General features: G+C 50.9%; 16 protein-coding genes. 7 read left to right on the top strand and 9 right to left on the bottom strand.

The window, feature by feature from the left end:
- Positions 1-4 precede the first annotated feature (4 nt).
- Entirely contained in the window at positions 5-1,267 is a 1,263-nt protein-coding gene (locus NDA01_RS00760; protein ID WP_348226523.1) for a SufS family cysteine desulfurase, read from the top strand.
- Positions 1,268-1,314: 47 nt separating this feature from the next.
- On the opposite strand, the gene NDA01_RS00755 is transcribed toward NDA01_RS00760, so the two are convergent.
- Entirely contained in the window at positions 1,315-2,106 is a 792-nt protein-coding gene (locus tag NDA01_RS00755; RefSeq protein WP_348226522.1) for a tetratricopeptide repeat protein, read from the bottom strand.
- Positions 2,107-2,500: 394 nt separating this feature from the next.
- Between NDA01_RS00755 and fghA the strand changes: the two genes are divergently transcribed.
- Entirely contained in the window at positions 2,501-3,349 is an 849-nt protein-coding gene (gene fghA / locus NDA01_RS00750; protein ID WP_348226521.1) for an S-formylglutathione hydrolase, read from the top strand.
- Between the two features lie 157 nt (positions 3,350-3,506).
- Here fghA and NDA01_RS00745 read toward each other — a convergent pair whose 3' ends face one another.
- Positions 3,507-3,686, bottom strand: coding sequence for a DUF4177 domain-containing protein (locus tag NDA01_RS00745; RefSeq protein WP_190561201.1), 180 nt, complete (start codon positions 3,684-3,686; stop codon positions 3,507-3,509).
- A gap of 161 nt (positions 3,687-3,847) precedes the next feature.
- Between NDA01_RS00745 and NDA01_RS00740 the strand changes: the two genes are divergently transcribed.
- Entirely contained in the window at positions 3,848-4,720 is an 873-nt protein-coding gene (locus tag NDA01_RS00740; protein ID WP_348226520.1) for a ChaN family lipoprotein, read from the top strand.
- Positions 4,721-5,036: 316 nt separating this feature from the next.
- On the opposite strand, the gene NDA01_RS00735 is transcribed toward NDA01_RS00740, so the two are convergent.
- On the bottom strand, positions 5,037-5,846 hold the full coding sequence (locus tag NDA01_RS00735) for an inositol monophosphatase family protein (protein ID WP_348226519.1): 810 nt from the start codon (positions 5,844-5,846) through the stop codon (positions 5,037-5,039).
- Positions 5,846-7,282 carry a BCD family MFS transporter gene (locus tag NDA01_RS00730; RefSeq protein ID WP_348226518.1) on the bottom strand — a complete coding sequence of 479 codons (1,437 nt, stop codon included), beginning with the start codon at positions 7,280-7,282 and terminating at the stop codon, positions 5,846-5,848. The genes NDA01_RS00735 and NDA01_RS00730 overlap by 1 nt, the downstream gene beginning before the upstream one ends.
- 256 nt (positions 7,283-7,538) lie before the next feature.
- On the opposite strand from NDA01_RS00730, the gene NDA01_RS00725 reads away from it, so the two are divergent.
- Positions 7,539-8,489: an aldo/keto reductase gene (locus tag NDA01_RS00725; protein ID WP_348226517.1), complete on the top strand. Its 951-nt coding sequence runs from the start codon at positions 7,539-7,541 to the stop codon at positions 8,487-8,489.
- Positions 8,490-8,592: 103 nt separating this feature from the next.
- Here NDA01_RS00725 and NDA01_RS00720 read toward each other — a convergent pair whose 3' ends face one another.
- Complete coding sequence (locus tag NDA01_RS00720) at positions 8,593-9,885, bottom strand: hypothetical protein (RefSeq protein WP_431193270.1); 1,293 nt, start codon at positions 9,883-9,885, stop codon at positions 8,593-8,595.
- Positions 9,886-10,390: 505 nt separating this feature from the next.
- Between NDA01_RS00720 and NDA01_RS00715 the strand changes: the two genes are divergently transcribed.
- Positions 10,391-11,782, top strand: a complete 1,392-nt coding sequence (locus NDA01_RS00715; protein ID WP_348226516.1) for a UDP-N-acetylmuramoyl-tripeptide--D-alanyl-D-alanine ligase — start codon at positions 10,391-10,393, stop codon at positions 11,780-11,782.
- A gap of 220 nt (positions 11,783-12,002) precedes the next feature.
- On the opposite strand, the gene mutL is transcribed toward NDA01_RS00715, so the two are convergent.
- Positions 12,003-13,739 (bottom strand): DNA mismatch repair endonuclease MutL, encoded by a 1,737-nt coding sequence (mutL, locus tag NDA01_RS00710; protein WP_348226515.1) that lies wholly within the window; start codon positions 13,737-13,739, stop codon positions 12,003-12,005.
- A gap of 194 nt (positions 13,740-13,933) precedes the next feature.
- On the opposite strand from mutL, the gene NDA01_RS00705 reads away from it, so the two are divergent.
- Entirely contained in the window at positions 13,934-14,485 is a 552-nt protein-coding gene (locus tag NDA01_RS00705) for a rhodanese-like domain-containing protein (protein ID WP_348226514.1), read from the top strand.
- A gap of 222 nt (positions 14,486-14,707) precedes the next feature.
- Complete coding sequence (locus NDA01_RS00700; protein ID WP_190561185.1) at positions 14,708-15,088, top strand: rhodanese-like domain-containing protein; 381 nt, start codon at positions 14,708-14,710, stop codon at positions 15,086-15,088.
- A 19-nt stretch (positions 15,089-15,107) separates the two neighbouring features.
- On the opposite strand, the gene NDA01_RS00695 is transcribed toward NDA01_RS00700, so the two are convergent.
- The 3 genes from NDA01_RS00695 to trpB form a co-directional block, all read right to left on the bottom strand.
- The gene (locus tag NDA01_RS00695) at positions 15,108-15,737 is read right to left on the bottom strand and encodes a ribonuclease H-like domain-containing protein (protein WP_348226513.1); all 630 of its coding nucleotides are present in this window, start codon (positions 15,735-15,737) and stop codon (positions 15,108-15,110) included.
- A 90-nt stretch (positions 15,738-15,827) separates the two neighbouring features.
- Positions 15,828-16,397, bottom strand: a complete 570-nt coding sequence (locus NDA01_RS00690) for a CAP domain-containing protein (protein ID WP_348226512.1) — start codon at positions 16,395-16,397, stop codon at positions 15,828-15,830.
- 287 nt (positions 16,398-16,684) lie between these two features.
- A complete protein-coding gene (gene trpB, locus NDA01_RS00685; protein ID WP_431193269.1) occupies positions 16,685-17,968 on the bottom strand; it encodes a tryptophan synthase subunit beta in 1,284 nt (427 codons plus the stop codon).
- Positions 17,969-18,071 lie beyond the last annotated feature (103 nt).

Below are 18,071 nucleotides of genomic sequence, written 5' to 3'. Positions count from 1 at the left end.
AACTATGACTATTGCTCAGGAAAGAACTCTCGCCGCTCAGGTCCGCGCTGACTTCCCGATTTTAGATCAGGAAATCAACGGCAAACCGCTGGTTTATCTGGATAACGCGGCTACCTCGCAAAAACCCCGAGCCGTGTTGCAAGCGTTGCAGCACTACTACGAGCACGACAACGCCAACGTTCACCGGGGCGTGCATACCCTCAGTTCGCGGGCAACCGATGCTTACGAAGGCGCAAGAGATAAGGTCGCGAAGTTTGTCAATGCGGCGTCTCGGCAAGAAATCATCTACACCCGCAACGCCAGCGAAGCGATCAACTTGGTGTCGAACGCTTGGGGCTTGAGCACGCTGAAGCAGGGCGACGAGATCATCCTGAGCGTGATGGAGCACCACAGCAACCTGATTCCTTGGCAGTTAGTGGCGCAGAAAACGGGCGCGGTGCTCAAATTTGTGGAGCTAACCGAAACTGAAGAATTCAACTTAGAGCAGTTCAAGTCGCTGATTTCCGACAAGACCAAGCTCGTCTCGGTGGTACATGTTTCTAACACCTTGGGCTGCATCAACCCTGTTAAAGAGATTTGCGCGATCGCTCACCAACATGGCGCGAAAGTCTTGATCGATGCCTGCCAAAGCTTGCCCCACATGCCAGTTGATGTGCAGGACATTGATTGCGATTGGTTGGTCGGCTCTGGTCATAAGATGTGTGCGGCGACTGGCATTGGTTTCCTCTACGGCAAGTTATCTCTGCTGCGCTCCATGCCCCCGTTCTTGGGTGGCGGTGAGATGATCGCCGATGTGTTTCTCGATCACTCCACCTACGCTGACCTGCCCCACAAATTTGAAGCGGGCACACCTGCCATTGCCGAAGCGATCGCCCTTGGTGCTGCGGTCGATTACCTAATGGGCCTCGGCATGGATAGAATCCACGCCTACGAGGAAGAACTGACGGCTTACCTATATCAGCGCTTATCCGAGTTGCCCGAAGTTCGCACTTATGGTCCCAAACCGACTGAAGATGGCAAAGGCCGTGCTGCTCTCGCTGCTTTCACGGTGGGCGCAGTTCACCCCCACGACCTCTCGACCATTTTGGATCAAGCAGGAGTGGCGATCCGAGCGGGACACCACTGCACGCAACCACTACACCGCCATTTAGGGGCACAATCCACAGCACGGGCGAGTTTGTATTTCTACAACACCCGCGAAGAAATTGATGTCTTCATCGAGTCTCTCAAAGAGGCGATCGAATTCTTCGGCAGCATCTTTGGTTAATTGTTAATCACAACTTTTCTTGTAAGTGAGGTGGGCGAGCGCTCACCTTATTTTTTATAATTTACGCCTTGAGAACTTTGTAGCTTCTCTAATTGATCGAGCGTTTGCTTATACATACTTAAATCATTCCGCTGGAGAAAAAATTCGGAAGCTTTTTTAAAGTTTTCTAGAGCTATATCGTTTTCTTGAAGTAGCTGATGAGCCTTAGCCTTGTTGTAATAGAGTGAGGCATCAGTAGGATTGATTCGTGTGGCTTGGCTATAGTCTCTAGCGGCTTGTCTATAATTACCCGTTTTATAGTGGCTATTACCTCGGCCTTTATATGCTCTACTAAATCCGGGATCAATCCGAATTGCTTGAGTAAAATCTTGAATGGAACCGTGGTTATCCCCCAACTTGTATCGAGCAAGGCCGCGCTTGAAATAAGCATCAGCACTTACTTGAATGATTCGGCTGAACTCTTCAATAGCTTCCATATAATTTTGTCTATCAATTTTTTTCAATCCTTGCCGAAGAAGGTTTTTGGATTTGCATACAGGACAATCATTTTCACCGCCCTCTAGCCTTCCAGGATGAATTTTGTTATCCAATGTTGGCCGATACGTATGAAACAAGGCGCACTCATACCAATAAGCCTCATGCAGAGTGTTGCAGTGCATAAAGGTGTAATAGGCATAACCACGGTTCCGAATCCGCTCTCTTAAATTGCCAGACCTCCCTACATAGACAACAGGGCCGTCCGTAGAATGAAAAAATAAGTAAACTCCAGGTTTAGACTCTACATCTAGGTGATAGTTGAGTTCGCTTAGCTGCCTAATTACACCATAGTGAAATTGCATTCAGGCTTTTCATAGCAATGCGTATGTGTCTTTACTATCATTCCCTAATGTTCAGAGAAGCTGTAATGCCTAAATTTCACTAGCTTGGTGTGTGGATAGTACTCATAGATTCTATGGGTTGCAACAAGCGATCGCTAAAACATAAAGCAATCGGGTTGTAGAAGGACAGCTATTGATAGGTTACACCCCGAAACAACTGCAATCCTTAGGATGCTGAGAGCGATCGCCTCCCAATACCCACATTTGCAGCAGAGTTGCAATTAACAGTCGGACAGATGATGGGATGGCTGAAAGTCAAATGAATTGAGTTGCAATCCATCAGAACTGAGCGTGGTGTATAGGCGAGAGAACGTGGATTGATTAGAATGCCAGTGCTGTGAACTCCCATTTCGCCATGCCTGCATCTCCTCAAGTCATCAATCAATACCACTGCTTTGACGGCACCGTCGGCTTTTACAGTCACCCGTCTTCTACTTGTAACGGTGAGATGAAATTTGCGGTATACCAGCCGCCCCAAGCCAAGACAGAACCCGTGCCTGTGTTGTATTTCCTCTCTGGGCTGACTTGCACCGAAGAAAACTTCATTACGAAGGCAGGAGCGCAACAGTTTGCCGCCAAGCACGGGGTGATGCTCGTGGCACCGGATACGAGTCCACGCAATACAGGTATTCCTGGTGAAGATGAAGATTGGGATTTTGGTACAGGCGCTGGATTCTATGTCGATGCCACCCAGAAGCCGTGGAGCCAACATTACCGGATGTATAGCTACATCACCGAAGAACTGCCAGCCCTGATCGCAGAGCATTTTCCGGTGAAGCGCGATCGCCAAGGTATCTTTGGGCATTCAATGGGCGGTCATGGAGCGCTGGTTTGTGCGCTGAGAAATCGCGATCGCTATCTTTCGGTATCTGCCTTTGCACCAATTGTGGCTCCCATGCATTGCGCTTGGGGACAAAAAGCCTTCAGTAACTATTTGGGTGCAGACCAAGAACAGTGGCGAGCTTATGATGCTAGTGAGTTGATTCCTACCGCTGATTGGCAGCGTCCTATTCTGATTGACCAAGGCACGGCGGATAACTTCTTAGAAAATCAACTGAAACCGCAGTTATTTGAGCAAGCCTGTGCCCGGGTAGGACAATCACTCACCTTGCGAATGCAGTCAGGCTATGACCATAGCTATTACTTCATCGCTACATTCATGGAAGACCACATTCGGCATCATGCTGAGGCGTTGTGGGCATAAAAAAAATCCCCAGCGCAAGGCCAGGGATTAAATTCAGGGTGCATCTACCATTCCTTTCTTCTAGGAAGGGGTGGGTAGCTCCGGAAAAAGTTGAACAACTTTGGTGGAAATGAAGAGTTAAAAGCTGCGATCGCTCTGCTAGCTTGATTCCATTCGTTTAACTACACTGCTGAGGTCGCTTAAAGAAGGCAACCATATCCTTAGCTGCGTCACTCACCACTGAAACTAATTCCCAGCCTTGCTCACCTAATTCTTTCATGTTTCTCCAGCTACCATTAGCTGCCTGATAAGACCCAGAAGCATTGACGTAAACCGTTATGTACTCAAAACGCTGCATAGTGTTTGGCTCAATGGCAAGGTTTCTAGCTGGCTCAAAGACAGCTTAAATTTGTCAGCTCACCTGTGGCCTGCTGCAAATGCTATCAGCATGCCCTTTCCCAAAGCATTATTCGTTATGGTGAAAAAAGTTTGGTACAGCAATAAGGGCAGTTGGAAAGCATGAGCAAAGGTCAGCTAATAAAACTTTGGGCGTGGTCGCTTGGCCTTTTTCTGTGTTTTACCTCACCTGCCCCCGCCCAAACTATTTTTAGCCCGATGCAGCAGCGCTTGAGTCCCCAAACTGTCCTCCGCCAGCTAGCCGCCGCCGATGTGATTTACCTAGGCGAAACTCACGATAGCCCAGCCGATCATCGAGCACAACTCAGAATTATTCAAGCGCTTCACCAAAAACAGCCTCAAGTGGCGATCGCGCTAGAAATGTTTCAGCGCCCCTATCAACCTGCGCTCGATCGCTATCTGGCAGGGCAAATTACCGAAGCAGAGCTGCGTCAACAAAGCCAATTTGATCAACGTTGGGGCTATGACTGGGAGTACTACGCCCCGATTTTGCGCTTTGCCAAAGCCAAACGTCTACCTCTGATCGCCCTTAACACCCCTACCGAAATCACCCGCAAAGTCGCTCGACAAGGCTTAGACAGTTTGACGGCCAGCGATCGCCAATTTATTCCGCCCGCTTCAGAAATCCGCACTGACAACGCTGCCTATCGCCAACGCATCCAGAAAATCTACGAAGAGATGCATCAAGGCCACAGCTCCAGCAACAACTTCGAGCAGTTCTTTCAAGCTCAAGTATTGTGGGACGAAACAATGGCCGAGCGCATCGCTCAATTTGCCACCACTCATCCCAATTCCCAAATTGTCGTACTGGCTGGACAAGGCCACATCATCTACGGAGACGGCATACCCAGCCGAGTCGCCCGCCGCCTCAAAAACACCCCTAACTTCGTGCAGCGCTTAGTCTTACTCAACCCAGAAAATATAGAAAACGGAGGTAGAGCGATCGCGGATTACCTATGGAAGGAGGAAGAGTGAAGGATGAGGAATGAAGGATGAAGGTGTATTTTAAGCGAGGAAGATTGGGGCGATCGCCCCTAGTAAGCTCTATAAACAACTTCTTACAAAGCGCAAATGGAAAACACTGCTGGACTGGATTGGATTTTAGGAGGGCTTGCGATCGCCATCCTCGCCGGAGCCTTACTGATGCTATTTAGCGGCGTTCTCGCCATGAACAAAAAGTAGAACCCCACACCACAAAACCACTTTTGGAGGGGGTCTGGGGGACGCAACCGTTCCTCAGTGGGAGTTTGAGGGCAGGTGCCCTCAAGTTCTTGGTTTGCTCAAGCAACCCTTATTTTTCCAAGAACCCCACATACGGCCTAAAAAACGGCACCAACTCCCCCCGACTCACCACCAAAGTCGGAAACGATCGCTCCCCATAATCCTGCCCCACCCGCAGCGGGAAAATCGGCTCCGATTCCAACGGCACCCAAGTCGCTCCACCCGCCTGCGCGATCGCCCATACTGCCGCAATATCCCAAATTTTCGGAGTTGCCTCTACTGCCCCCAACGTCGAGCCCAGCGCCACCGTCAGCAGATTGTAAGTCGCCACCCCTAACATGCGAATCTTGCAAGGAAAGCGATTTTGCATCACCGTTGTACTGCGGGCGCACAAACTGAAAAAGTGATTGTGCGAAGGCTCATCCACACTGCTGTGAATTGGCTGGCGATTGAGAAACGCCCCAGTAGGCCCACTCAATCCAGAATCGCCGTACCAAAACCCATGAAACGACTGGCCCAACGTCGGCAAATGCACATACCCAAACACAGGCGTACCGCGATACAGCAACCCTAGAGAGATTCCCCAAAGCGGAATGCCGCGGGCAAAATTGGTTGTGCCATCTATCGGGTCAATAATCCAGCACCATTCCGTCCCCGGAAAAATGTGCTCCACCTCCTCGCTCAGCACCCCATGCTCCGGGAAAGCCGCCGCGATCGCCTCTCGCAATTCCTGGTCGGCCCACTGGTCGGATTGGGTAACTAAGCTGCCATCTGCTTTTTCTGCTGCTTGCGCTTGACCAAAATCCGCCAGTAACTGCTTACCGACTCTAGCCGTCGTCGCCTCAGCAAAATCAAGAATCGTCGTCCAAAAATCAGTCATTAATCCAGATCACCTTCTAGCACAGCCGCGATCGCCTGTTTGTTATTGCTGCGAAATTCTTGCACATTTACCCGCCCTAAAAACCAAACTGCTAACACCATCCCGACAGCTTGCAGCGCAAACACTAAGCCGTAAGCAAAGACTAAGTTGCTGAACAGTTTCTTGCCAATATCGAGTACCGCTCCGCCAGTCACAGTTGCTAGCGCTCTAGCCATTGCCTGGGATAAACCCCAAGCACCAATAAAAGTGCCTGCTGTTTCTGCTGCCGTGAGATCGAGCATCAAACTGATCGCCCCGGTCGTGGTGATCCCAGAAGCCAAGCCAAACAAGAACAAAGCACCTTGGAGCAATTTGGCATTTTGACTAAAGCCCGACGAAATAATCAAAAGAAAACTCAATGCCACCAAGAAGCAGCCCCAACGAGTCGTCTTCTGCTTACCCAAGCGGGGTACTACCAAAAAGCCAGTGGAGCTAATGCCCATCAGCGTTCCCATGCCCCAAAAAGCATTCAGCCTCGTTGTTTCTGAGATCTGCATCTGAAAAACCTGCGCCCCGTAAGGCTCCAGCACAGGTTCTTGCATAAACAAGCTAATCGTCATCACCAAGAGAAAAGTGAAAAATAACCCAGTCTGCCGATTAGCGGTCAGAATCTTGAGGGCACGTCCAAAAGTGATGCTATCTTCGCGATCGGCCAGGCTAGAGCGAGAAGCATAGCAGGAATACTTCTTCTCTACCCCAACCGTCGCCAGCAGCGCCAGACCAAACACAGCCGCCGGAATAATCATGAACACGCGATTGATCGATGCTTGCACAGCCGCGATCGGCGCATCTAAGGCCAATGGTTTCAGCACCACACTAATGATGATGGCTCCAATCACAATGCCGACCATCAGCATTGACCAGACAATGCCTACTAGCTTCGAGCGGTTACTTTCATCTGAGACATCTACCAGCAAGGCGGCAAAGGGGGTTGAGCTAGAGCTAAGCGCCAATCCATAAATGGCAAAAACTAACCCTAGTAGCCCTACCCATCCATAGGTTTGAGCAGTCCAGCCTTGAGTTTGCAAGTTACTCCCCAATTGCCACATCACTTGTACCGCGAGGAAAGAGGCAATCGCAAACAAAGCAGCGCCTACCCAAACATAGCCTGTGCGGTGATGGCCCAAAAACGGCTTGGAGTCTGACATCTGGCCAAACCAAACTCGCGCTGGAGCGACAAACTGATGCATCGCGATCGCCCCGGCCGTCACCAAAGCTGGAACTTTCAGCTCATCAATCATCACGCGGTTGAGAACGCCCAAGGTGAGCAGAGACATAATGCCTAAGCCCATCTGAAACAACCCTAACCGAAACATGGTCAACAAGTTAATCCGAGAAATCGCTGCTGTACTAGCTGACGGCTCTAAATTTTCGTTTGAAAAGTCATCCGTTTCCATATCTACTAAAAAGTTGATTAGAACAATATTGATCAGCTGGTTGATGTCGCTTTATTTCTTACGATAGAGGCTTCAAGGAAGCTCTAGAGAGATGAAGCCTAAAGTCATGCGTTCTTATTGCGAAGCAACTCTATCCTCAGGCGTAATCCAAACTCTATAAAAATCCTGGAACGCTTAACTCAAAGCCTCTCCAGCCTTTTGTAGAACGTTACACTCTAAGCACATAACGAAAAGTAAAGAGGTTAGAGGTCACAGTATGCAAACAATAAAGCTCGGCCCCACGGGTCCGGTTGTGCCTGCTTTAGGCATTGGTACGTGGGCTTGGGGCGATAAGCTGTTTTGGAACTACGGCAGTCATTATGGCTCAACCGAAGTTGAATCTGCTTTCCGAGCCACCTTAGAAGCTGGAGTCAACTTCTTTGATACTGCGGAAGTCTACGGATTTGGTGAGTCGGAAAAGCTGCTGGGGCAGTTTATGAAGCAAGCTCAACAACCTGTACAAATCGCCACTAAATACGGTCCTGCTCCTTGGCGCTTTGGCGGGCAATCTGTCACTGACGCTCTTACGGAAAGCCTGAAGCGATTGCAAATAGACCAAATTGCCCTCTACCAAGTTCACTGGCCCTTCACCTTCCTTATGAACCAGTCAACCTTGATGAATGCTTTGGCCGATGAAGTGCAGCGAGGCAGAATTGCTGCTATCGGCGTGAGCAACTACTCGGCGGACCAAATGCGAGAAGCCCACAAAATTCTAGCTGAGCGGGGTGTGCCTTTAGCAGTGAATCAAGTTCGTTACTCCCTGATCACTCGGCAGATTGAAGCCAATGGCATTCTAGACATGGCGCGGCAATTAGGAGTCACGATTTTGGCCTACAGCCCCTTAGCTCAAGGCTTACTAACTGGCAAATACACAGTAGAAAATTACCAGGAACCTACTGGAGCCCGCCAATGGGATTCTCGCTTTAGCCGCGACGGTCTCCAGAAACTTGCGCCTGTGCTCCATCTACTTCAAGATTTGGGCACCAAGTATGGTCGGACGCCTGCTCAAGTTGCCCTGAATTGGTTGATTGCTCAAGGTGGAGTCATCCCGATTCCAGGTGCTAAGAACGCCAAACAAGCCCAACAAAATGCGGGGGCTTTAGGCTGGACGCTCAGCGATGAAGATGTGATGCAACTCAATAAAGTGAGTCATTCTTGGCGCAGTTAGCAGCACAGTTAAGTGGAGGCTGGCGATCGCACCTCACCAAACCTAAGGAGGAGAGCGGTCGCCCCAATTCATTCAAAGCTTGGTATCAATTGATACTTTGGATTTATTGAACGACTTGATGAATGTAGGAGAGGTCTACCACGCCAAAGTTAGTGCTAAGGGCCACATTTAGGTTTTCCAAAGCTTGAATTAGCCAATGCACCCCTTCACGAGCGCAAGCTTCATAGTGATTGAACAAAATAGAAAAGCGCTTTTCTAGATAGGGCTTCACTTTACGGCAAAGCAACACAATCTTCAGCAACAACCCGGTTGCGGCAGTAGCTCCCAAGTTGGTAATCAGATCGACAAAAACAAAGTGGTTAGGGCGCTGAGCACTTTCTACGACTAAGAAGTTGAGTAGATAAGCGCAAGTTCTAATCAGCAGAAACTCATTCAACCGCTGGTCATGATTATCTGGCAGGGTATTGCGCAGATGCAGGTAAAGCTGATTGTTGAATTGTCGCTTACCGTACTCTGGATCAACCGCAGCCACAATGTATTCATACAAGTCATCCTTAAACGTCGCATAGGATGGCGTGTACTTTGCGTTGAGCAAAAAGCGTTGGGCTAAATCTCGATAAGAAGCATCTCCATCTACTCGCCCCGCAAATTGCTGCAAAGCCTGGTAGAGTTCGTCATCACTCAACAGCGTCGGATTCTTCACCGCTTGAAGTTGGCGAGCTTCTATCAAGGTCGGTGACAAGCGTACGGTTTGAGACTGCCGCACTCGATAGGTGACGTACTGCGATAGATCCACTTCAAATTGTCGCTGAACCTGAGTTTGGATTTGACGGATTGTTTGCTGATGCTCGTAAGAACTGTCTTCGCTCAGCAAGCAGTGGTCATAAAGATAGGGATAGCGCCGAATCAGCGTTCCAAGAGAGCGGTTATCCTGCTGCTGCGCTTCATTAGTTTGAATAATGACTCGCGCTAAACGTCGCAGGGTAGCACAGTACTCACTTTGGCAAAACAAGACAACCAGTTCCCGCAAGCGCCTGACTGATTTGCTGCGAGACACCTCAGTAATCGGGCGGGCAGAAGGAGCCTCGAACAGCGCCACCAATTCCAAAATTGGCTGCTGCAACTGCGATCGCGTCTGCCAACGGTTGATTAAAATGTGACAGCAACGATTTAAGACAAACTTGAATTCTTGCTCGGCAAACTTAGAAGCAATGAGCTGATCGAGCGCAACGGTAATTTCGCGTTCTGGATAGCCAATGCCATCAATAAACAGTGACCGAAAGCGGCCAATTAGCTGCTGAGGCGACTCATGTTCGACGCAGAAGAGCAAGTGATCATAAAGCTTCTGCTCCTCTGGTGTAATCTCTCGATTGTACTGACCCATCCAAGTAGTCACGTTAGTTTGCGCTCCCACACTGGGGAAAGGAGGCTAAGCGAAAATTTTGTAAGGCTTGATTTATTAGCAACAAATAAAAGATTGACGTAAATACTTAGGAGAAAACTCGGTTTACAAGAAAAGCTTGTAAACTTCAATACTGACTCGATCCTAGTACTCTCCCATCGTACTGGGTGAGATCACTGGTCAATGTGACTGAAGTCACCGATCGTTTAAAGATTCGGTGAAGTTTTCAACCCTCTGAAGTCTACAAGTTAACTGCTTTTTTGACTAGCTTCCTGTTTGGCATGTGGAGTACAGGACAGTCAATCAAGCGCTGAAAAGCTTGTAGACACAGGAACAGAAATTTATTCCATTGAGTAATACAACTACAGTTCAGCCCTTTCCGGAAGGATCGGCATAAATTCATTAAAAATTTTTCAGGTTGGCTTAGGGGCACATTATCCGTGGGTAGGAGCAGGCAGCGGTATGATCACAGCTAGTTTGTTTCAATCACTGCCGTCTTATGCCTTGTCGTGCCACCTTATCCCAGCTCGTAGAGATTCTGCACGCTATACCCCTTAACCTCTCTAGCGCGGATTTAGCGCAGCAAGCAATCGGCATTGGCACTGATACTCGGAGTCTTCGACCTGGAGAAGTGTTTGTCGCTTTGCGGGGTGAAAAGTTTGACGGGCATGGATTTGTCGGTGCCGCTCTAGACCAAGGAGCGATCGCGGCGATCGTGGATCAAGCTTATGAAGAAACTCCACCACGGGAAAATACTGGGGCTTTTCCTCTGCTGCAAGTGACAGATACGTTGCAGGCATACCAAGCGATCGCGCGGTGGTGGCGAGATCAGTGTGGGATTCCGGTGGTGGCGGTGACAGGATCGGTGGGCAAGACCACTACGAAAGAATTAATTAGTGCGGTGCTGGCAACCCAGGGACGAGTGTTGAAAACCCAAGCCAACTACAACAACGAAGTTGGGGTGCCAAAAACTCTATTAGAACTAGAGCCAGACCATGACTATGCCGTGATTGAAATGGGCATGCGAGGTCCGGGAGAGATTGCTTTGCTGACGCAAATTGCGCGGCCTGACATTGCGGTGATTACGAATGTGGGGACGGCACACATTGGACGGTTGGGTTCTGAGGAGGCGATCGCGCAGGCCAAGTGTGAGTTGTTGGCGGAAATGGCTCCCACAGGAACCGCAATTCTCAACCACGACAGTCCCCTGTTGTTACCCACTGCGGCAACGGTCTGGTCAGGAAAGACCATCAGTTATGGTTTAGCAGGCGGGGACTTCCAAGGACAGTTATTAGATGCCACCACTTTAAGTTTAGAGGGGATGCAGTTTCCCTTACCTCTACCGGGACAGCACAATGCTCTCAATTACTTGGCTGCTCTGGCGGTTGCCAAAAGCTTGAATATTAGCTGGGAGCCCTTGCAGGCGGGCTTGGCGGTGGACTTACCTAGTGGTCGCGCCAAGCGCCATGAGCTACCCAATGATGTAGTGATTTTGGACGAAACTTACAATGCTGGGCTGGAGTCGATGATTGCGGCTTTGCAGTTGCTAGCCCAAACGCCGGGTCAGCGTCGTATTGCGGTTCTGGGCACGATGAAGGAGTTGGGGGAGCGATCGCCGGAGTTTCACCAACAGGTGGGAGCGATGGCAGCTCAATTACGTTTAGATCATTTGTTGATTTTGGCTGATCCAGCGGAAAGTGCGGCGATGGCGGCTGGAGCGGTGGGGATTGCGACGGAGGAGTTTGATGGGTCTGAGGCGGTGGTGGAGCGCTTAAAGCAATTGGTGCAGCCGGGCGATCGCTTGTTGTTTAAGGCATCGAGGGCGGTGGCGTTGGATCAAGTGGTGGATAGTTTTTATCAGGAATTTAGTGCGGGTAGTTTGTCGCAGTAAGCTTGGGCTTGGTGGTCTGAGTTGGGGTTTTGCAATCCGAGCCTTGAGGGCGCTTGCCCTCAAACTCCCGCTGAGGGACGGTTGCGTCCCCCAGACTCTCTCCAAAGGTAACTTTGGTGTCTCTCGCGAAGAACTTTTGTCCTCTAATTTCTGGCTCCTGACTCCTAACTTTTCATCCCTCATCCTTCCCCTCACCCCTCTCTTCTCACTCCTCACTCTCCTAAATCCCATGACTCTTCCCAATCACCCAATGGCGACGGAAGAAGCGGGATAGGGCGGTTTCTTCTAGGGATAGGTAGATGGGGCGACCGTGGGGGCAGGTATGGGGACGGTGGGTTTGTTGCCATTGGTCGAGGAGGGTTTGCATTTCTGGCAAGGTGAGGGGGGTGCCGTTGCGGATGGCGCTGCGGCAGGCGGTGGCAACGAGGGCGGATTCTAAGTCGCCGCCCAAGCTGAGTTCCCAGAGGGCGGCGGGGCAGTCTTCGCGTTGGCCTAGGAGGTCGGGGGCGGTGCGGATGGCCCAGAGTTTTTCGCCAAAGGGTTCAACTTCTAGTCCTAGGCGTTGCAGTTGTTTGCGCTGGGGGGCAGAGAGGTTGTTGAGGATGACGGGGGGTTCTAGGGGGACTAGATGCCAGCGATCGCACAGTTGCTCATACAGGACGCGCTCATGGGCAATGTGCTGCTCTACCAACCACATGCCCGCAGGATGCTCGGCGACGATATAGGTATTGCTGACTTGGGCGACGGCTCTTAGTTCTAGAAGATTGGTGACAGTCGGGTTGATTGAGTCATCAGTTGTAACAGTGGTTTCGGTTTCTACGGGAATGGTGCGGCTGACTTGATACACACCATCGGCTTCGGCGACTTTCAAGAGTTGTCCCACTCTTTCGGAATGGTAGGACTCGGTGAGTTGGGTTGGACTGAAGTGCAGGGCTTGGGCGATCGCTTGAGTGACGGCTTCTTGCCAATCGCTTAAGTGATGCAGATACACCTCGGCTTTGGCGGGATGGCGGTTCCAGTCGATGTGGTTGGGGGGAACCTGCAAGTGGGCAAAGCAAACAGGGTAGCGATCGCGGGGGAGGGTGCGGCGAAAGGCGGCCAGAATAGTTTGTTCTAGTTCTGGGGCTTTGACGATGCGGCCATTGATGGCAACTCGCACCCAGTCGGGACGACGACGATGGCAACGGTCTGGCAAGCCTAGGACTAGTTGCAGCTTTTCTGGGTTGGAAGTGTCAGGGTTGGGAATTTCTGGGATAGTGGCGGTTCTGGGGCTAGCGATCGCTAAAGCATGTAGGTCACTGAGATGGCTGCTTCGTAGAATCTGGGCTAAAACTGGCTTGGCATCTTCTCCAGACCAAATCGAGAACCAAGGGCGATCGCTTTGCTCGACTTGCCAGGTGACGTGGGGGTGACAGAGGGCGATCTGGTGAATGGTGAGCTGAATCGCGCGTAACTGCTGCGCAGGGGAGGGCAGTCCTTCTCGGCGAGCGGGCCAGATGCCAAACAAGTTGCTGGCAGTGACGACGGTACCAGGGGCGATCGCGACAGGTTCAACTCGCGCTGGCTCTCCTTGGGTGTTGTAGCTAACTTGCCAACCTGCTTGATTACTATGGAGCCGACTTAATACTTCCAGCTCTGCCAACTGAGCCAAGCTGTGTAGCGCTTCCCCCCGAAATCCTAAGCTGGTAATCTTCCACAGGTCTTCGCTCGCTTGGATTTTGCTGGTGCTGTGGGGTGTGGCGGCTTGTTTCAAATCTGCCAAGTCCATACCAGCGCCGTTATCGGCCACTCGGACTCGCCATTGCTCTGGACAAACTGCGATCGCAATGCGGGTTGCCCCTGCGTCTAGGGCATTTTCGACTAATTCCCGCACAACTGCCGCCAGAGAATCAATCACTTCTCCAGCCGCAATTAAATGGACTACCTCTAGCGGTAGGGTCTGAATTCTGGGTGCCATAGATCCAGTTTAGAGGACAGATCTGCTGGAGCGGGGCTAGGTTTCGAGTGCGATCGCCTTGCTTTTGAACGCACTTGAAAGGTATGCGATCTCTCCAAAGGGAGAACTTTTTGACCTTACTACTCAGGGGGGATCGATTGCCTTTGGGCTTGCGATTACAGTTCAGATGATGTGATTCGATTAATAAGCTCGTTATGGAAAATATGCAAGATAAAGCTAGAAGTGCCGTAAATAATGCTGCTCACGCTGCGGATAACGCAACCCATAAGGTCGCAGATGCAATTGAACATGCTAAAGAAGCTTTGCCCAATGTCACTCCTACCCCTCCTGGCCTGAAGGCTCAATCTTCGGTGCATGACCTCAAGTCTCGTTTGGAGTGGGGTGAGCCTGCGCTGACAATTCTAGATGCTCGCGATCGCGACAGCTTCAATGCTAGCCACATCACTGGAGCCATGTCCATGCCAATGGATGAGTTGGTGTCTTGGGCGCAGTCCAGCCTAGAACCCAGCCGCGACATTTATGTGTATGGTGGCAACGAGCAAGAAACGGCTCAAGCAGCCCAAACCCTCCGGGGCGCTGGTTTCTTCAATGTGGCTGAGCTAAAGGGTGGCTTGGAAGCGTGGAAAGCAATAGATGGAGCCACTGACGGGGCTGAGGACTCTCAAAGACCTCCTGGACCTGAAGGATACAACGTGATCTCTGCGCTCGCCAATCACACTCAAAAGCAAGAAATTGATTTCCAATAGTTAATCATTGAACCCTTGCTGCGTCTGGTGTCTTGCTTTTAAGCGCTAGATTGATTTCGGGGCCACCTTGAGGTGATGCCCCATTTTTAATCTTTAGCTGATCAGTTGTCGCTTTAAACGAGGCACCAAATCAGGGTTCATAAGTCAAGGTTTCTACATAAAATTTTGCAGCTCGCAAAATCAGTTGTTAGATTGCAAGCAAAGCTACTTGGCATTCTCCACATGGACGCGTTCTTTAGCCTTCTCCCTCGGCCCCCAGCGCTACGGTCCAAGTCTCGCGTTTACGACCTCAAAGCTCGCTTAGATTGGGGTGAACCCGCACTGACAATCATTGATGTGCGCGATCGCAGCCAATTCAACCTCAGCCACATCACGGGGGCGATTTCCATGCCTCTGCCCGAGCTTCCTGCTCGCACCCTAGATTCCCTAGAGTTCGATCGCGATTTGTACATCTACGGCGATATTGACGAAGAAGCCGCCGAAGCCGCTGCTAAACTGCGAGCCGCCGGATATCGCCAGGTATCAGAGTTACGAGGTGGCTTGCCTGCGTGGAAAGCCGTGGGCTACCCGATTGAAGCAACGCTGACCGCTTTTCAACGCTAAAAGGGTGCTTTTTGTAGGCTTAGTGCTCAAACAAATCTTTGTATTGCAGCAAGTCCAGCGCCACCAGGGTCGGTAGACAATTAAAGCATTGCTGGGCAAGATCCCATCGCTCCTCTCGCTGCAACATGGTTATAAGTTTCTGGCGCACGCTCAAAAGATAGCGCACATCATTAGCGGCGTAGCGCAATTGCTCGTCTGATAAATTGGCTGCGTTGCCCCAGTCCGAGCTTTGAGCACTTTTATCCAGCTCTACTCGCTCCAACTCTTGCACCACATCTTTTAGGCCGTGGCGTGGAGTATACGTGCGGGCTAGTTTACTGGCGATTTTGGTACAGAAGATGGGTGCGGTCTGAATACTCAAATTGTGCTTCAGCGTGGCGATGTCAAAACGGGCAAAGTGAAACACCTTTGTCGCTGTCGGCGCTTCTAACAATTCCTGGAGATGGGGAGCCTCCGTTTGGCCACGCTCAATCCGCACCACGGCTCCTCGGCCTTGAGGATCGCAGAGTTGCACTAAACAAAGGCGATCGCGGTGGGGTAGTAAACCCATTGTTTCTGTATCAACCGCGATCGCTTCGGCGGGTAAGTATTGCTGTAATGCTGCTTCAGGTAAGTCGCGATCGTAAACCTGAAAGTCTTCAAAATCCATCGCTCAACCGCTCATAAACAAAGTGCCCGAAACCGCCACAGCAGCAGGGCACCTCTTATTGTATGGGCTACAAGAGCCTGAGACTATCCGTTATCGCGAACGAATAAAGACCTGAGTGAAGTAATATTCGCCTTTGGCGTTTTTGGCGACACCGATGCCGCTGACGTTGTAGTTGCCTTCGATGTTGGTGCGGTGTCCCGTGCTTTTAATCCAGCCTTGCACTGCCTTAGTCGCAGGATCACTAAAGCCTTGGTTATAAGCAACGTTTTCAGCCGCCCCTCTGTACGCTATTGTTTTGGCGATCGCGGTCACTCGTTGCTGAAAGCCATCGTGGCTGAATGGCACTTTGCCGCTGGCCATGTTTTGGCTGTGAATCCGGGATTGCTCCGCGATCGCTGCGTTCCAAGTTAATGCAGGTAGGCGCTTGGAAGCACGGTACTTATTAATCTGATCAAAAGCAGATTTTTCAATAGCGGTGAGTGAACTAGCCGTTGTTGGGGTTTGAGCGAGTAGTTGTGTGTGTGAGTGAGCAGGCTGAGCCGTTGGGCTAATAGATTTGGTGATGGCAGGGGCAGGATTTTGGTGAGTGAAAACTCCCACCAATCCACCCGTCATCACAACAGCACTGCAAGCAATCCCAGTCAGAAGGGGTCGCATCATGAAACATGGCTCCTATTTGATCTAGAGCAAGTCAGAAATGGTAGATGAGGTGCATGCAACCCTAAGTCAGTCAAGTTTTGAGGAGAGAAAAATTTCTCAAGCTAACACCCGATCTATTCGGACTTGCAACTAGAACAATGGTTCCCTAATTTGCGATCGCTTGCGAGGGCGTAGCCCTTATCGCGCTTCTCAAAGTAAGGGCGAAGCATTCGGTTGAGAGTCTTTGTAGTTGCCCAAAGTACTATTGCCGAATGCTTCGCCCCTACGAAAAGCAAAAGGTGGAATTCCTAGGAATTCTGCTCGTCCAGCTTCAGGTATTTGATTACGCTCTGCACGTCCTTGTCGCCACGGCCAGAGCAGTTGATCACAATGCGGGGGCTACCTTCAAGTTGAGGGCAAAGGTAATCTAAGTAGGCGATCGCATGAGACGTTTCCAAAGCGGGAATAATTCCTTCCAACTTAGAAATCAACTGGAAGCCATCTAGCGCTTCTGCGTCCGTGATGCTGTAGTACTCCGCCCGACCGCTATCTTTGAGGTAGCTGTGCTCAGGGCCAACGCCAGGGTAGTCTAGGCCCGCACTAATCGAGTGTGGCTCAACTACCTGGCCGTCTTGGTCTTGCAATAGATAGCTCATCGCCCCATGCAACACACCCACACGACCACGAGTTAACGTCGCTGCGTGCTTCTCCGTGTCTACGCCTTCTCCAGCCGCTTCAATGCCGATCATGCGAACACTCGGTTCATTCACAAATTCGTGGAACAAGCCCATCGCATTTGAGCCACCGCCCACGCAAGCCAGCAGGATATCAGGTAAACCACCCCACTTTTCTTGACACTGCGCCCTGGTTTCCTGACCAATCACCGCTTGGAAGTCGCGCACAATCATGGGGTAAGGATGCGGACCTGCAACCGAACCGAGAATGTAGTGAGTCGTTTCCACATTCGTCACCCAGTCTCGAATCGCCTCCGAAGTTGCATCCTTGAGCGTGCCCGTCCCAGAAGCCACCGGACGCACCTCCGCGCCCATCAGCCGCATCCGAAACACGTTTAGAGCTTGCCGCTCCATATCATGCACACCCATATAGATGATGCAATCCAAACCGAAACGAGCACAGACCGTTGCCGTCGCCACGCCATGCTGTCCCGCGCCCGTTTCCGCAATAATCCGCTGCTTACCCATCCGCTTCGCCAGCAGCGCCTGAGCCAAAGAATTATTGATTTTGTGAGCGCCTGTGTGGTTTAAATCTTCACGCTTCAGATAAATCTGCGGACCACTCCCATCCGGGCGAGCATACCGAGTCGTCAGCCGCTCGGCAAAATAAAGCGGGCTGGGCCGTCCCACATAGTCCCGCATCAGGCCTTGTAGCTCCTGCTGAAACTCTGGATCGTTGCAGTACTGATGAAACGCAGTCTCCAACTCACTCAGCGCTGGCATCAGCGTTTCTGGCACATACTTACCACCAAACTGACCAAACCGCCCTAGCGCATCAGGCCGCTGAGCCGAGGTAATCACTTCAGCAAGATTATCGATCGCAGATTGATGGGTAGAAGAAAGAGGAGTACGTGTCACAGACCTGACGCAGTGAGGGGACAGGTTCATTATAAGAAATCCCACTAGTTCTGAAACAGCGATCGCGAGAAAAGGAGGGAACAGGGAAGGATGAAAGAGGAGG

This window comes from Trichocoleus desertorum AS-A10, from assembly GCF_039962155.1.
Taxonomy (GTDB): Bacteria; Cyanobacteriota; Cyanobacteriia; order FACHB-46; family FACHB-46; genus Trichocoleus.
This window is presented reverse-complemented; position numbering and strand designations above follow the sequence as displayed.

Bases quoted from the DNA above. Each gene is read 5' to 3' on its own strand.
- NDA01_RS00690 (WP_348226512.1), bottom strand. From the start codon at position 16,397: ATGATGCGACCCCTTCTGACTGGGATTGCTTGCAGTGCTGTTGTGATG.
- NDA01_RS00755 (WP_348226522.1), bottom strand. From the start codon at position 2,106: ATGCAATTTCACTATGGTGTAATTAGGCAGCTAAGCGAACTCAACTAT.
- NDA01_RS00700 (WP_190561185.1), top strand. From the start codon at position 14,708: ATGGACGCGTTCTTTAGCCTTCTCCCTCGGCCCCCAGCGCTACGGTCC.
- NDA01_RS00715 (WP_348226516.1), top strand. From the start codon at position 10,391: ATGCCTTGTCGTGCCACCTTATCCCAGCTCGTAGAGATTCTGCACGCT.
- NDA01_RS00705 (WP_348226514.1), top strand. From the start codon at position 13,934: ATGGAAAATATGCAAGATAAAGCTAGAAGTGCCGTAAATAATGCTGCT.
- NDA01_RS00745 (WP_190561201.1), bottom strand. From the start codon at position 3,686: ATGCAGCGTTTTGAGTACATAACGGTTTACGTCAATGCTTCTGGGTCT.
- NDA01_RS00730 (WP_348226518.1), bottom strand. From the start codon at position 7,282: ATGGAAACGGATGACTTTTCAAACGAAAATTTAGAGCCGTCAGCTAGT.
- NDA01_RS00695 (WP_348226513.1), bottom strand. From the start codon at position 15,737: ATGGATTTTGAAGACTTTCAGGTTTACGATCGCGACTTACCTGAAGCA.
- NDA01_RS00740 (WP_348226520.1), top strand. From the start codon at position 3,848: ATGAGCAAAGGTCAGCTAATAAAACTTTGGGCGTGGTCGCTTGGCCTT.
- NDA01_RS00725 (WP_348226517.1), top strand. From the start codon at position 7,539: ATGCAAACAATAAAGCTCGGCCCCACGGGTCCGGTTGTGCCTGCTTTA.
- mutL (WP_348226515.1), bottom strand. From the start codon at position 13,739: ATGGCACCCAGAATTCAGACCCTACCGCTAGAGGTAGTCCATTTAATT.
- NDA01_RS00760 (WP_348226523.1), top strand. From the start codon at position 5: ATGACTATTGCTCAGGAAAGAACTCTCGCCGCTCAGGTCCGCGCTGAC.
- NDA01_RS00735 (WP_348226519.1), bottom strand. From the start codon at position 5,846: ATGACTGATTTTTGGACGACGATTCTTGATTTTGCTGAGGCGACGACG.
- fghA (WP_348226521.1), top strand. From the start codon at position 2,501: ATGCCTGCATCTCCTCAAGTCATCAATCAATACCACTGCTTTGACGGC.